The following is a 14842-nucleotide window of genomic DNA, read 5'->3' on the forward strand; positions in this document are numbered from 1 at the left end:
ATGTTTAAAACTAATTATTCTTCGCTTGATGAATCATTTAAAACCTTTTCTGGTCCGAATTTAAGAGAAACTAAAATTCCTACTAGAAGAGATAAGGCAATAAATCCTAAAGAAGCCCATTCTGGAACGTGGAAGAAATCGTGTAAAAGCATTTTTAATCCAACAAAAGCCAAAATTGCTACTAAGCTGTATTCTAAATAACTGAATTTTGCTAACATATTTGCTAAGAAGAAGTACATAGAACGTAATCCAAGAATAGCAAAAATGTTCGAACTGAATACTAAAAAAGGATCTTTCGTAATAGCCAGAATTGCAGGGACACTGTCTACAGCAAATAAAACGTCCATTACTTCAATAACAATTAAAGCTACAAATAGTGGAGTGGCTGCTTTTTTTGCAGTTTTGGTCGAAATGAAAAACTTCTCGCCATCTGTTTCAGCTGTAATCGGCATCACTTTGCCTAAAGCTTTATAAATAAAAGAATCTTTTGGATGAAAATCTTCTTCTTCTCCAGAAAAAAGCATTTTTATTGCGGTAAATAGTAAGAAAACTCCAAAGACATACGTTGTCCAAGCAAATTTATTGATCAGCATTACTCCGAAGAAAATCATTAATCCGCGGAAAACAATAGCGCCTAAGATTCCCCAGAATAAAACACGGTGCTGATATTTTTGCGGAATTTTAAAAGAAGCAAAAATAATAGCAATAACAAAGATATTGTCAACACTCAAAGAAAGCTCGATTAAATAACCAGTAATAAACTTCATTGAAGCAACGGCTGGCTTCAAATTATCCGGATTATCAATATAGTCTGTGGTGTATAGCCAATAAATTACTCCCGAAAATAGGAAAGATAAAGTAACCCAAACCAAGGTCCATTTGCTGGCTTCTTTTGTGCTAATAATATGGGGTGTTTTGTTAAAGACACCTAAATCTAAAGCAAGAATAAAAACTACAGCAAGTAAAAAGAGTGACCAGACTATCATAATAATTTTTTTTAATGATTTACAAAGATAAGTTTTGATGTTTAACTTAATTAATTTAAAAATTAAATTAATCCTAAAATTAAGTAATATTTGTTATTTATAAAGTGTTAAGTATTATAAAGTTATGGGGTTTTTTGAAGCTTAGGTTGTTTTGTTTTTTTTAGTTTGTTGAATTGTGCTCTTGGTTTTGTCATTCCGAGGAACGAGGAATCACACTCGGGATTCGACAAAGATTGATAACATTCTTTGCGGAGTTTCTAGTGTGATTCCTTGTTCCTCCTTTAGATTTGTTTTTTGAAATTTTAAGTAGATTTATGATTGAGAAAGGAAGCAAAAGTAAACTGTTCGTTCCTCCGAGCTTGTGACTCATATTTCGATTAAGACTTTAGCTTCCTTTTCATCAAAGACTCAGATAGAAATTTGGGCTAGTGACCCGTTATTAAGGAGTTGAGCTTATGATGAATTTCTCAAATCATTTGTTGAATCGTAAAAGCAAAGTTATGAAAAACATTATTATCGGCATTGATATCAGCAGCAAGACTTTGGATATTTGTGTTAAAGAGGAATCAGTAAATTATTTTTCTATTGAGAATAAGATTCAGGCAATAAAGCATTTTTTCAAAAAATATTCAGGTGAAAATGTAATGATCGCTATGGAAAATACTGGCAGATACAATTGGAATCTGTTTGAAGCACTTGAAAAATTCAACTTTAAGGTTTATGTAATATCTGCTTTGCATATCAAGAAAAGCATAGGTCTTGTCAGAGGCAAAAATGATAAAATTGATGCGTTGCGAATTTGTAGTTTTATTGAAAAAAATTATCAGGAAAATAGGGAATGGAAACCAAGTTCCTGCTCCATTAAAAAGATAAAAATATTATTAACCGAAAGAGCTTTAAGAATAAAAATCAAAAAACAGCTTATGGTTCAGCAGCATGACTACAAATTAATGAAAGGCATTGCAATGGATAAAGAATTGAAAAGCTTAAACATCAAACTTATTAAAAGCATTGATGCACAGATTAAGATTATTGAAAATGATATTGAAAAAGTAATACATAATGACCAAAGTTTAAGCCAGCAACAGAAACTGATAAGATCTGTTCCTGGAGTGGGCCAAGTTCTATCATGGACATTATTATCAAAAACAGAAGGTTTTACAGTTATAACTGATCCAAGAAAAATGGCATGCTACAGCGGAGTCGTGCCTTTTGATTTTCAATCTGGAACATCATTAAAAAGAAGACCCGGAGTATCAATGCTTGCAGATAAAAACCTAAAAACCATTCTGCATTTGGCAGCAATGAGTGCAATTAGATTCGATAATGATCTGAGAAGATATTACATTAGAAAAGTTGATGAAGGAAAAAACAAAATGAGTGTTTTAAATGCTGTGAGAAACAAAATAATCCATAGAGTTTTTGCAGTAATAAAAAACCAAACCTTTTATGAAAAAGATTTGGTTTTATCATAGAAATCGAAATGACAAATAGTGTGGCTCGTTGTGTCGGGTTTATGGAAAAAAAAATGCCAGCAAATAATGCTGGCATTTGTAGAATATATTGTAAGCTTAAAATTATAGCGCTGATTTAACAGTTTTGATAATTCTTGCAGCAATTTTGTAAGGGTCTCCGTTTGAAGCTGGTCTTCTGTCTTCCAACCATCCTTTCCATCCTTTTTGAACAGTCATTAAAGGAATTCTGATAGAACATCCTCTGTCTGAAACTCCATAAGAGAAATCGTGAATAGAAGCTGTTTCGTGTTTACCAGTTAAACGTTGGTCGTTGTAAGCTCCGTAAACTGCGATGTGCTCAGCAGTAACAGGACGGAAAGCTTCGCAGATTCTTTCGTAAGTTGCTTGGTCTCCACATGTTCTTAAAACTTCGTTAGAGAAGTTAGCGTGCATTCCAGAACCATTCCAGTCAGTATCTCCTAGAGGTTTTGGATGATATTCAATATAGTAACCATATTTCTCAGTCAAACGGTCTAATAGGTAACGAGCAACCCAGATTTCATCTCCAGCTTTTTTAGCACCTTTAGCAAATAATTGGAATTCCCATTGTCCGCAAGCAACCTCCTGGTTGATTCCTTCAAAGTTGATTCCAGCAGCGATACATAAATCAGCATGCTCTTCAACTAATTTTCTTCCGTGTGTGTTTTTTCCACCTACTGAACAGTAGTACATCCCTTGTGGAGCAGGGTACCCTCCAACTGGGAAACCAAGTGGAAGTTGGGTTTTAGTATCCATAATGAAATACTCTTGTTCGAAACCAAACCAAAAATCATCATTATCATCATCAATTGTAGCTCTACCGTTAGAAGGGTGTGGAGTTCCGTCTGCGTACATAACTTCAGACATAACTAACCATCCATTGATACGAGTTGGATCTGGATAAATTGCAACAGGAACTAAAAGACAGTCAGAAGAACCACCTTCAGCTTGTTTAGTTGACGAACCATCAAATGACCAGTTTCCAAGTTCTTCTAATGTTCCTTTGAAGTTTTCGTGTTCTTCAACTTTAGTTTTACTTCTAAGATTTTGAGTTGGTTCATATCCATCTAACCAAATGTACTCTAACTTAATTTTAGCCATAATAATATAAATTAATTTTTTTGTTTTTTTTCGTTGGGTCAAATATAGATTTATTTTTTTAGTCCCAAAAATTAGGGGGCTATTTTGTTTTGCGAAGTATAATTTTTTGGATAAGCGCAATTTTGTGAGGGGTATATTTTAAAAAAAGCAATTTAAGTAAGCTTAAAAAAATAAATTCGTAATAATTACGGCTCATTTTTGAATTTATGAGTTAAGAAATTATGAAAAAATGTTTATTTAATCAATAATACCGTACAGTTTTGTTATATTTCTATGATTTGAATTCATTATTCTTCGAAAAAAGCGTTTTATGTTGAAAAATCATTGACTAAAAATCTATAATTTATATTCCAAACAGGCTCATTTATTGTTTATATTTGTTGCTTCTTTTTTAATGAAAATTAGTACGAATTTAAAATATACATAACCATGTCAACATTACGTTTCCAAGCTTTACAACAAGCTTCTAACAGAAAGCCGGTACATTTTGAAGAAATTGGCCGAAAATCAAATCTTTTTGGTGCCAATGTGTTTAATGAAAAAGCAATGAAGCAATATTTAACTTCAGATGCATTTAAAGGAGTAAGAGATGCTATTCAGCATGGTACAAAAATAGACAGAAAGCTTGCCGATTATATTGCTATGGGAATGAAAGAGTGGGCTCTTTCTAAAGGAGTGACTCATTATACACATTGGTTTCAACCATTAACAGGAACAACGGCAGAAAAACATGATGCTTTTTTTGAAACTTCTTATGACGGAAGCGAATCTGTAGAAAAATTTGGAGGAGCACAATTAGTACAGCAAGAGCCAGATGCATCTAGTTTTCCGAATGGAGGAATCAGAAATACTTTTGAAGCAAGAGGATATACTGCTTGGGATCCGACTTCTCCTGCTTTTATATATGGTACAACTTTATGTATTCCAACCGTATTTATTGCTTACACAGGTGAAGCTTTAGATAATAAAATACCTTTATTAAGAGCATTGTCTGCAATTGACGAAGCTGCAACAGAGGTTTGTAAATATTTTGACAAAAACGTAAAAAAGGTAACTGCAACATTAGGATGGGAGCAGGAATATTTTTTGATTGATAAAGCACTGGCAAATTCTCGCCCAGACTTAATGATGACAGGAAGAACTTTGTTAGGTCATACGTCTGCAAAAGGCCAGCAGTTAGACGATCATTATTTCGGATCTATTCCAACTCGTGCTCTTACTTATATGAGAGATTTAGAGCAAGAATGTATGCTATTGGGTATTCCGGTAAAAACACGTCATAATGAGGTAGCACCGAATCAGTTTGAATTAGCTCCGATTTTTGAAGAAACGAATTTAGCGGTTGACCACAACTCTTTATTAATGGATGTGATGCAGAAAGTTGCGGAACGTCATGACTTTAAAGTATTATTTCACGAAAAACCATTTAAAGGAGTAAACGGTTCTGGAAAACACAATAACTGGTCGCTGGCTACAGATACAGGAGTTAACTTGTTGAGTCCGAGCAAAACGCCAATGAGCAATTTACAATTCTTGACTTTCTTTATTAATACAATCAAAGCGGTTAACGACAACGAAACTTTATTAAGAGCCTCTATCGCAACAGCAAGTAACGACCATAGGTTAGGAGCAAATGAAGCCCCGCCAGCAATTATGTCTGTATTTATTGGAGCGCAATTAACTAAGGTTTTATCTGAATTGGAAAGCGTAACAACAGGAAAACTTTCGCCAGAAGAAAAAACAGATTTGAAATTGAACGTTGTTGGTAAAATTCCAGACGTATTATTAGACAATACAGACAGAAATAGAACTTCACCTTTTGCTTTCACTGGAAATAAATTTGAGTTTAGAGCTGTTGGATCCAATTCAAACTGTTCGAATGCAATGACAACTCTGAATGCGATTGTAGCAAAACAGTTAATTGATTTTAAAAATGAAGTAGAGAACTTGATTGAAAATAAAGACATGAAAAAAGACGATGCAATCTTTAATGTCTTAAGAGAATACATCAAACAATCTAAAAAAATTCTTTTTGAAGGAGACGGTTATAGTGATGCTTGGGAAAAAGAAGCGGCTAAAAGAGGTTTGAGCAACTTTAAAACTACTCCAGAAGCTATTAAAGCTAAGGTTTCTAAACAAGCTTTAGAATTATTTGAACAATTAGGAATCTTTAATCATGTAGAAGCAGAAGCTCGTTACGAAATCGAATTGGAAGAATACACTAAAAAAATCCAAATTGAAGGAAGAGTTTTAGGAGATATTGCTAGAAACCATGTAATTCCAACAGCAATTCGTTACCAAAACACTTTAATTGATAATGTAAAAGGGTTGAAAGAAATTTTTGCAAAAGAGTTTGAGGCTTTAGCCAAAGAACAGATTGTTTTAATTAAAGAAATTTCAGGTCATATTGAAGGAATCAATTCTAAAGTATTGGCGATGACTAATGAAAGAAAAAAAGCAAATCAATTGACCGATGCTCAAAAAATGGCAGAAGCATATTGCAATAATGTAAAACCTTATTTTGATGAAATTCGTAATCACTGCGATAAATTAGAATTATTAGTAGATGACGAAAGCTGGACATTGACCAAATATAGAGAATTATTGTTTACCAAGTAATTATAATAACAATTTGTTAAAGCCTGTCTCAAAAAGACAGGCTTTTTTTTGAGATTATACTAAAAAAAAGGTTTGTGAAGAACTTTTTTGCTACTTATAGCCCCTTAAATGTAAAGAAATTGTAATAAGTATCTTTTTTCCTATGAAAATTTTTGCGCATTTGGGCAGTTCATCGAGATAGTATTACAGTTCATCGAAAAGAGGTTAATATCTTGTAAAATAGGTATTTATACGTGAGCTGCTTTTGGGTAAAGTTTTCTAATTTTGGTCGTGAAGAAAAGAAAATAGATTTAAAATTTGTTTTCAAAATGATAGAATAAGCCCCCCACTTTTCCTCCCCGGGATTATAAACCTACAGAAGAACCTACATAATAATTTGTATTAATAACCAATTAAATATATTTATTATGAAAAAAGTAATTTTAAGCATCTCAGCGATGCTGTTTGTAGGATTTGCTGCTGTAGCGCAGAACACATCTAATGTAGGTCAGATAGGAAATGGTAACAACGGTATTGTTGGCCAAAACGGAACTTTAAACAGTTCAAAAATTACACAAGTAAGCCCAGGTGGAGCGGCTCCAGCTTCTGACGGAAACAAATCAGAAGTGTATCAAGGTATTCAACCAGGTTTATATGCTGCAGTAAGTAATAAAGCTGAAGTAGATCAAAACGGAAAGAAAAACGTTGCATTTGTTTCTCAAAGCAATAAAAACAACCAAGCTTACCAAACTCAAAAAGGAAATGAAAACGATGCTACAATCTGGCAAGATCAAATTGCTGGACCAGCTTCTGCGCTTAACGGAGGAGACAAAGCATGGCAAACTCAAACAGGAAATAAAAATAAAGCTACAGTTGACCAAGGTACAACAGGAAATGAATATCCAGCTCCTGGAGGTGTTTTCACTGCTAGTCAATTGACTGCTTTAGGTTCTGTATCAATTCCATTTGCTCCTAATGGAGGCAATGAGGCTACTCAAACTCAAACTGGAGATTACAATTTGGCTTATGCAAGTCAAGGTGGTACAGGAAACAAATCTTGGCAAACTCAAACTTCTCCAGCAGGAACTACAGACCCAGCTAAAAATATTTCTAGACATTTTCAATATGGAGATGGAAATGAGTCAAAAACTGTTCAAAATGGAATTAGAAACATTGAGAATACATTACAAATTGGAAACTTGAATACTTCTGATGTAAAACAAACTAATGCTGCTGGTGCTGGAAACCAACAAGTAGGATTCTCTTTTGGTAATTCAAACCATATTACTGTGACTCAAACAGGACTATAAATTTATAATTCTCTTGAGAAGAAGAATATAATAAAATGAGATAGCCTTTATCTATTAACTAGGCTATCTCATTTAATTTCGATTTTAAAAAATAAATCTAAAAAAAAATAAAAATGAAAATTTTCATTTTAAATATTGTTTTACTCCTTATCTCCTCAGGGCTTTATGCCCAGCAGAAAGAAGATAATTCTGAGTTTAAAAACTATAGTTCATCCGTTTTTAATTCTAAAGAAATGGCAATGAGTATAGTTTCCGGCTTGGATAAAAAAGCTCAAAAGGATTTAAATCAAAACCTCCAATCTGGAATACAGATACAGCAGATTGGCGATTTAAACAAAGTGAATGCAGCTTTGAAATCTAATGACTTAAAAGTTTCTGTTAAGCAAAATGGAGATAGAAATGATGTGCAGTTAGATAAAAGTGCAAACTCTATTACGCAAAGTGTTATTCAGCAAGGAGATAATAACCGACTTTTTGATTATACATTCAAAACAAATTACGATATAAATATGCAGATTGTTCAAAAAGGCGACAATCAAAATATTCAAAATATTGGAACCAATTCCTTGTCAAAGAATATGAAAATTACACAAACAGGAAATGGAGCTTCAATAATTCTTATAAATAAATTATAAATAGCAACATGTATTTTTTTAACAGACATATCACGATTCTATTTTTATTTTTTTCTATAATTTTTTATGGACAAGTTCCTCAAGATAAGATAAAAGCAAAAATAGAAATTGAAAAAATAGAGGGCAATGTAAAAATAACCGGTACAGCTGAAAACATGACAGATGTAATCAGGAGTGCCGCCTATAGATTGTCTGTGATAAAAAATAATGATAGTAATAGTAATCAGTCTAAGAATGAACAGGTTGGTGTTTTTACCTTACAGCCAAACGAAAAACAAAAATTATCTACATCGCAGATAAATCTGCTTGATACTGATGAGGTAATTATTATGCTTTTGTTTTATGATGAAGATAAACAAATAATAGCAAAAGATCGTGTGGTTTTGGGTGAAGAAAAAAAAAGATGAGCCAGTTGTAATAATCCCTGATGAAGGTTTTGAATTACGTGGCATTATTACTGACGACACCAAAACGAAAATGGGTAAAGATTTCTATGACAAATATTACTATAAATATAATGCGATTGGAATAAATGCTAAGAAAATAGTAACCATAGGTGAAGAATATAGTTTTGCCAGAAATACAGCGATATCTATCACTATAGATAATGAGGTCATTTATGATTTTTTGGTTAGGCCAGACGACGAATATTTAGAAGCGGCTGCAGAAGAAGCTGTAAACACAACCTTTACTTATTTGAAAGAAAAAGAAAAAGAACGCAAATATTTCACTCAGTATTAATTTATTTATCAAAGACATGAAACTTATAGCAACCTTAATATTGTGTCTGCTTTTATCTCCATCTGTAAATGCTCAGGCTTTTGTTTACAAACCTGTAAACCCTGCATTTGGTGGCGATACGTTTAACTATCAATGGCTTTTAAGCAGTGCTGAAGCTCAAAACAAGCAGAAAGATAAAACAGCTGTCACTCCTACACAAACTGATTTAGAGAAGTTTAAAGCCAATTTAAATGCTCAATTATTAAATCAGATTTCCAGTCAACTTTATAAACAGCAATTTGGTACAGATGGCATCAAAGAAGGCTCTTATACTTTTGGGAGTTATTCGGTCGATGTATTTCCGTCATCAGATGGTCTTACTCTAAATATTTTAGATACCAATACAGGAGAACAAACACAAGTAATCATCCCAAATCAATAACATGCGAATCCATTACTACCTATTTATTGTATTTGGGTTACTTCTTACTGGCTGCGGCGCTTATTATAACCAACCCACTGGAGTTCAAAAAGCTGTTTTGGGAGAAGGTACGCCCGCTACGTCATTATTAAAAGATCTGCCAAAACCCAAAGAACAAGTCGTCGTTGGTGTCTATAAATTTAGAGACCAGACTGGACAATACAAACCTCAGGAAAACGGAAGCAGTTTTAGTACTGCTGTGACACAGGGAGCCACTTCTATATTGATAAAAGCGCTGGAAGATTCTAAATGGTTTATACCAATTGAGCGTGAAAATATTGGAAACTTATTGCAAGAACGAAATCTAATTCGTGCAACTCGTCAGGAATATATAAAAGATGCAAATCCGAATGAACCGCAATTAACACCTCTATTATATGCTGGAGTGCTGTTGGAAGGAGGTATTGTTTCGTATGATTCTAATATTATCACAGGCGGATTTGGTGCAAGATATTTTGGTGCCGGAGCATCTGTAAAATACCGTCAAGACCGTGTAACAATTTATTTGAGAATGATTTCGACTTCAAACGGAAAAATTCTAAAATCAGTTTATATATCAAAAACTATTTTGTCGCAGGCAATTGATGAGAGCCTTTTTAGATATGTCAATTTTAAAAGACTTCTCGAAGTAGAAACGGGATACACTACTAATGAACCGGTACATATGGCTGTTACAGAAGCTATAGAAAAGGCTGTTGAATCTTTGGTTTTGGAAGGAATAAAAGATAATGTCTGGGAAGCTGATGCTCCAAAATGGGAAGTTGATAATTTACTGAAAGCTTACGCCGAAGAAACCAAAACTGCCGATGTAACGGGTTTATATGATAGAGTGCTTGAAAACAGAAGAAGCAAATTTGCCATAGAACTTTCTGGCGGTGCTACTTTAATGGATGGAGATTATCGCGATCCGTTGTTAAGACCTTTTGGACGTGGAGCCTTGAAATGGATGATTTCTCCAAGTTTTACAGTAAGCGCTTCTACCAATGTTGTAAACCTCGCCAACAAAAATTTACTAGATGTCGGGTATATTACCTACGATCTTAATATGGAATGGATCATTCTTCCTAAAGATCGCCTTACGCCATTTTTATATGGAGGAGGAGGATATGGAATGAATCGGAAATTTGAAAATACCTACGGTAAATTTCAATACGGTGCAGGCTTAGAATATATGGCATCAGATCAGATAGGTATAAAATTATTTGCTGAACAAAATATTAATTTCAGTGATAATGTCGATTATATTGTTGCAGGAACCCGAGATGATTACTATTACAAATTTGGTCTAGGGCTAACTTTTTACTTTGGAAAAAAGAAAAAATAATTTGAATAGTTAATTATCAGAAATTATAACGTTGAAGTTAAATTTAAAAACAAATCAAAAATGAAGTATTTATACCAAATTGCCAGTGTACTTTTTTTATTGTTTTTGGTTTCATGCAGTGAAGAAAAAATAGGGGAACAACTTAATGATTATGGTACAATCACAGGGAAAGTTGTTTCTGGTGATACTTTTGAGCCAATGGAAAATGTGAAAATACTTTCTAGTCCAGCCACGAGTACCGTGTTTACAGATGCAGAGGGGAAGTTTACACTTTCTAATGTGAAAGTAGGAGAATATTCAGTTCAAGCTCAAAAAGATGGATATGTCGCAAAATTTGAAGCTGTTACCGTAACTAAAAATACGACCTCAGAAGTTGTTTTTGAACTCAAAAAAGCAACAGCAAACAATAAGCCTCCAACAGTTCCTGTTTTGGTTAGTCCAGTAGATAACAGTACAGGTCAGGCTGTTTCTTTAGACTTAACCTGGACGGCTACCGATCCAGATAATGACGCACTTACCTTTAAGGTCACTCTTAGAAATGACAGTAATGCAGAAGTAAAAACTTTTGAAGCCATAAAGGAGAAAAAACTTTCACTGACGGATCTTGTATATGGTATAAAATACTATTGGCAAGTTGAAGTCACCGATGGAGTTAATACTCCTATATTGAGCGCAATTAGCGCTTTCTCAACTCTTAATTTTCCAGCAACAAGGCAATTATTCGTAAAAGGGATTAATGATAATAATGTGATTTTTACAGCTGATGATGCTGGGAAACAATATCAATTAACTGGGTCAGATAAAAATTCGTGGCGCCCTCGAAGAAATAATCAAGTTAAAAAAATTGCTTATATAGCCACAAATGGTTCAAGAAATGATATTTACACTATGAATTTTGATGGTACTGGAGCAAAAAAAATTACTAGTTCAGTATCTATAGCTGGATTTAATTCAGATTACGTTGGATATTCATGGAATGCTTCAGGAAGTGCATTAATTTATCCAAATTTTGATAAGCTGTATAAAATTAATAATGATGGAAGTGGTTTGACTAAAATATTTCAAACGCCAAACGGTAAATTTATCTCTGAATGCGATTGGAGTGCTGATGAATCAAAAATTGTGTTGAAAGTAAATGATGCAAATGGATATAATGTTGAGATTTATGTTATTAATATGTCAGGCACTGTAATAGCAAATGTTATTTCTGGGCAAGCTGGAGCTTTTAACGGCTTGAATTTTTCGATTACAGGACAAAAAATAGTATATTCTTGGGATGTTTCAGGATACGAAAATGCAAATTATCGTCAGCTTGATTTAAGAATTTATGAATATAGTTTTACCACAGGAACTTCTACACCAATTTTACTCGATAAAATTGTAGGAACAAATGATTATGATGTTCGATATTCTCCAAATGAAGCCGAAGTTATTTTTGTAAATACCTCTAATGATGGTATATCAGAAAAAAAGATTTATAAAGCATTAGTTAAAAATACCACTGATAATGTAAGGACATTATTGTTCACAGGAACCTCAATGCCAGATTGGGAATAAGAAATAATAAACCAACCTTTAATAACCAATTTTATTTCAGGAGATCGGCAGAATATATAATTCTGCCGATTTTTTTATCAATCAAATAATCGAATAAGGCAAAGAATTAAAAAAAGGGATTATCTTTGCTGCACATCAACACAAACTAATTTTCATGAGTTCAGATTCTAGCAAAAGATATGCACAAAGAGGTGTTTCGGCATCAAAAGAAGACGTACATAACGCTATAAAAAATATTGACAAAGGTTTATTTCCGCAAGCTTTCTGTAAAATTGTTCCTGATTATTTAACTCAGGACAATGAGCATTGCCTTATTATGCATGCTGACGGAGCAGGTACAAAGTCATCTTTGGCATACATGTACTGGAAAGAAACTGGAGATCTTTCGGTTTGGAAAGGAATCGCTCAAGATGCCCTAATCATGAATATTGACGATTTATTGTGTGTTGGTGCAACAGATAATATTTTGCTTTCTTCAACTATTGGAAGAAATAAAAACCTGATTCCAGCTGAGGTAATTTCTGCAATCATTAACGGAACAGAAGAATTAATCAACGAGTTAAAATCATTCGGAGTTACCATTCATTCAACAGGAGGAGAAACTGCCGATGTTGGAGACGTAGTTCGTACTATTATTGTAGACTCTACCGTAACAGCTCGTATGAAACGCAACGATGTTGTAGATAATGCAAACATTAAAGCGGGAGACGTAATTGTTGGTTTGGCTTCTTTCGGACAAGCAACTTATGAGAAAAGCTATAATGGCGGAATGGGAAGTAACGGATTAACTTCTGCACGTCATGACGTTTTTGGAAAATATTTGGCTAAAAAATATCCAGAAAGCTACGATGCAGCAGTTCCAGAAGAATTAATTTATTCTGGACAGGTTAATTTAACAGATGAAGTTGAAAACAGCCCAATCAATGCTGGGCAGTTAGTGCTTTCTCCAACTAGAACCTACGCGCCAATTATCAAGAAAATTTTAGATAAATATACTCCAAATGATATTCACGGAATGGTGCATTGCAGTGGAGGAGCGCAAACTAAAATTTTACATTTTGTAAAAGATTTACACGTTATAAAAGACAATTTATTTCCAGTGCCACCATTGTTCAAATTAATTCAAGAACAATCAAAAACAGATTGGAAAGAAATGTATCAGGTTTTTAACTGCGGTCACAGAATGGAGCTTTACGTTCCAGAAAGTATTGCACAAGATATTATCGAAATTTCGAAATCATTCAATGTTGATGCGCAAATTGTAGGTAGAGTAGAAGCATCTGATTCTAAAAAGCTTACAATCACAAGCGAATACGGAACATTCAATTATTAAAATAAATTAACCGTATAAGTGATATAAGTTCATTTTAAACTGACAGATTTGATTGTCAGGCTGAGCGAAGTCGAAGCCTTATTTTGATTTGACAGTTTTCAATTTCACTCAGAAAAGTTTATACTTTCTTATATCACTTATATGGTTTAAAAATATTTAACTATGTACGAATTACTTTTTTGGAAATATCTAGATGAAATCTACCTGAACAATCAGGAAGTTTATGAAGCTCTTGTTGAAAAACAAGAAGTGGAAGGTCTGGCTGAACTTCAAGTGGAAGTAATCGTAAACAGAATAAATTCAGTCTTTTCTGAATGGGAAAGAGTGGATGAAAACAGCTGGAAAAACTCAAAAGGAAAAGGTGCATTTCAAGTTGTTACTACACCCCAAAGCATAAAAATTGACTGCTACGGAACAGAAGGAAAAACCATGAATAAACTAGTAGATATTATGGAAGAATTCAAATGTCCGCTTTACGACCCACAAGTTCCGGAACGTTACGATGAAATGAACGAGTAGATAATTGTTAGTGGTGAATTGTTAATTATTAATTATTAATTAAGAATCAACATCAATCATTAACAATTTACAATTCACAATTAAATTCTATCCATTCTTCAAAAGCAAATCCTGCTCTTTTCTCATTTTTTCAGTCAATTGATTGATGTACGTTTTTATTTTCTGCGGAAGCGTATTCCAATTTTGATCTTTTTCAAAACTTCTGCAATCATCTAAATCACATTCAACCGCGCGGATCACATATTTTTTGTTTTTATAAACCGTAATAATTTTTACGCGTCTTATATAGCCATCTTCATTGCGAGTTCCATAAACAATAATAGGTTCAATATAACTGTCGCCATCAATATCTTTTGTACTGCAATATTTTGTCCAGAACCAAATGTTTGTTTCTTTCGGAATAGTATTTTCAAGCAAATCATTAATTCGCCATTTTTCTAGAAATCCACCGTGATCATTGACTACGCAAATGGCTTGTATTTTGGTATTTAAAGTGTCTTTTTTAGAAACTGTTTTCTGATTTTCGCCCAAAACCAATTCGTAAACACCTCCTTTATCACTAAATTCAAATGCTTTATAAATAGGAAAATCAGTGACGTTTTCAAGCTCTCGTTTTAAAATTTCTTGTTTGGTCAATTTATAGCTTTCTACTTTTTGACAAAAAACAAATGTCGAATAAAAGGAAAGTAGAAATACAATATATTTTTTCATGTTTACTGTATATTTTTAGTACATCAAAGATATTTAAACCTTTTGAGTCCTGCTAAATTTATGTTTTTTAAAAA

14 protein-coding genes are annotated in these 14842 nt (G+C 33.3%); 11 read left to right on the plus strand and 3 right to left on the minus strand.

Annotated features, from left to right (window positions below; genetic code table 11):
* Positions 1 to 14: 14 nt before the first annotated feature.
* Positions 15 to 986, minus strand: coding sequence for a TerC family protein (locus QLQ95_RS15550; RefSeq protein WP_095929878.1), 972 nt, complete (start codon positions 984 to 986; stop codon positions 15 to 17).
* A gap of 500 nt (positions 987 to 1486) precedes the next feature.
* Between QLQ95_RS15550 and QLQ95_RS15555 the strand changes: the two genes are divergently transcribed.
* Positions 1487 to 2461, plus strand: a complete 975-nt coding sequence (locus tag QLQ95_RS15555) for an IS110 family RNA-guided transposase (RefSeq protein ID WP_320494668.1) — start codon at positions 1487 to 1489, stop codon at positions 2459 to 2461.
* A 102-nt stretch (positions 2462 to 2563) separates the two neighbouring features.
* On the opposite strand, the gene QLQ95_RS15560 is transcribed toward QLQ95_RS15555, so the two are convergent.
* Positions 2564 to 3580 carry a glutamine synthetase beta-grasp domain-containing protein gene (locus QLQ95_RS15560; protein ID WP_012024410.1) on the minus strand — a complete coding sequence of 339 codons (1017 nt, stop codon included), beginning with the start codon at positions 3578 to 3580 and terminating at the stop codon, positions 2564 to 2566.
* A gap of 429 nt (positions 3581 to 4009) precedes the next feature.
* Between QLQ95_RS15560 and QLQ95_RS15565 the strand changes: the two genes are divergently transcribed.
* The 10 genes from QLQ95_RS15565 (at position 4010) to QLQ95_RS15610 (ending at position 14057) form a co-directional block, all read left to right on the plus strand.
* Complete coding sequence (locus QLQ95_RS15565; protein WP_095929881.1) at positions 4010 to 6199, plus strand: glutamine synthetase III family protein; 2190 nt, start codon at positions 4010 to 4012, stop codon at positions 6197 to 6199.
* 407 nt (positions 6200 to 6606) lie between these two features.
* Positions 6607 to 7488, plus strand: a complete 882-nt coding sequence (locus tag QLQ95_RS15570) for a hypothetical protein (RefSeq protein WP_095929882.1) — start codon at positions 6607 to 6609, stop codon at positions 7486 to 7488.
* A gap of 113 nt (positions 7489 to 7601) precedes the next feature.
* Entirely contained in the window at positions 7602 to 8123 is a 522-nt protein-coding gene (locus tag QLQ95_RS15575) for a hypothetical protein (RefSeq protein WP_095929883.1), read from the plus strand.
* Positions 8124 to 8131: 8 nt separating this feature from the next.
* The gene (gene csgH / locus QLQ95_RS15580) at positions 8132 to 8530 is read left to right on the plus strand and encodes a curli-like amyloid fiber formation chaperone CsgH (protein WP_482500529.1); all 399 of its coding nucleotides are present in this window, start codon (positions 8132 to 8134) and stop codon (positions 8528 to 8530) included.
* Complete coding sequence (locus tag QLQ95_RS15585) at positions 8511 to 8864, plus strand: CsgE family curli-type amyloid fiber assembly protein (protein ID WP_482500530.1); 354 nt, start codon at positions 8511 to 8513, stop codon at positions 8862 to 8864. Before csgH ends, QLQ95_RS15585 begins: the two co-directional genes overlap by 20 nt.
* 16 nt (positions 8865 to 8880) lie before the next feature.
* A complete protein-coding gene (locus QLQ95_RS15590) occupies positions 8881 to 9285 on the plus strand; it encodes a curli production assembly/transport component CsgF (protein ID WP_095929886.1) in 405 nt (134 codons plus the stop codon).
* Between the two features lies 1 nt (position 9286).
* Positions 9287 to 10648, plus strand: a complete 1362-nt coding sequence (locus tag QLQ95_RS15595; RefSeq protein ID WP_095929887.1) for a CsgG/HfaB family protein — start codon at positions 9287 to 9289, stop codon at positions 10646 to 10648.
* A 60-nt stretch (positions 10649 to 10708) separates the two neighbouring features.
* Positions 10709 to 12205 (plus strand): carboxypeptidase regulatory-like domain-containing protein, encoded by a 1497-nt coding sequence (locus QLQ95_RS15600; RefSeq protein ID WP_320494061.1) that lies wholly within the window; start codon positions 10709 to 10711, stop codon positions 12203 to 12205.
* Positions 12206 to 12359: 154 nt separating this feature from the next.
* A complete protein-coding gene (locus QLQ95_RS15605; protein ID WP_320494062.1) occupies positions 12360 to 13538 on the plus strand; it encodes an AIR synthase related protein in 1179 nt (392 codons plus the stop codon).
* Between the two features lie 162 nt (positions 13539 to 13700).
* Positions 13701 to 14057 carry a hypothetical protein gene (locus QLQ95_RS15610; RefSeq protein WP_095929890.1) on the plus strand — a complete coding sequence of 119 codons (357 nt, stop codon included), beginning with the start codon at positions 13701 to 13703 and terminating at the stop codon, positions 14055 to 14057.
* Between the two features lie 87 nt (positions 14058 to 14144).
* Here QLQ95_RS15610 and QLQ95_RS15615 read toward each other — a convergent pair whose 3' ends face one another.
* Positions 14145 to 14768, minus strand: coding sequence for a M949_RS01915 family surface polysaccharide biosynthesis protein (locus tag QLQ95_RS15615; protein ID WP_482500533.1), 624 nt, complete (start codon positions 14766 to 14768; stop codon positions 14145 to 14147).
* Positions 14769 to 14842 lie beyond the last annotated feature (74 nt).

The organism is Flavobacterium sp. B330r (assembly GCF_056824325.1).

Coding starts and splice junctions, on each gene's coding strand:
- QLQ95_RS15570 (WP_095929882.1), top strand. CDS start 6,607: ATGAAAAAAGTAATTTTAAGCATCTCAGCGATGCTGTTTGTAGGATTT.
- QLQ95_RS15610 (WP_095929890.1), top strand. CDS start 13,701: ATGTACGAATTACTTTTTTGGAAATATCTAGATGAAATCTACCTGAAC.
- QLQ95_RS15600 (WP_320494061.1), top strand. CDS start 10,709: ATGAAGTATTTATACCAAATTGCCAGTGTACTTTTTTTATTGTTTTTG.
- QLQ95_RS15555 (WP_320494668.1), top strand. CDS start 1,487: ATGAAAAACATTATTATCGGCATTGATATCAGCAGCAAGACTTTGGAT.
- QLQ95_RS15565 (WP_095929881.1), top strand. CDS start 4,010: ATGTCAACATTACGTTTCCAAGCTTTACAACAAGCTTCTAACAGAAAG.
- QLQ95_RS15590 (WP_095929886.1), top strand. CDS start 8,881: ATGAAACTTATAGCAACCTTAATATTGTGTCTGCTTTTATCTCCATCT.
- csgH (WP_482500529.1), top strand. CDS start 8,132: ATGTATTTTTTTAACAGACATATCACGATTCTATTTTTATTTTTTTCT.
- QLQ95_RS15550 (WP_095929878.1), bottom strand. CDS start 986: ATGATAGTCTGGTCACTCTTTTTACTTGCTGTAGTTTTTATTCTTGCT.
- QLQ95_RS15605 (WP_320494062.1), top strand. CDS start 12,360: ATGAGTTCAGATTCTAGCAAAAGATATGCACAAAGAGGTGTTTCGGCA.
- QLQ95_RS15560 (WP_012024410.1), bottom strand. CDS start 3,580: ATGGCTAAAATTAAGTTAGAGTACATTTGGTTAGATGGATATGAACCA.
- QLQ95_RS15575 (WP_095929883.1), top strand. CDS start 7,602: ATGAAAATTTTCATTTTAAATATTGTTTTACTCCTTATCTCCTCAGGG.
- QLQ95_RS15615 (WP_482500533.1), bottom strand. CDS start 14,768: ATGAAAAAATATATTGTATTTCTACTTTCCTTTTATTCGACATTTGTT.
- QLQ95_RS15595 (WP_095929887.1), top strand. CDS start 9,287: ATGCGAATCCATTACTACCTATTTATTGTATTTGGGTTACTTCTTACT.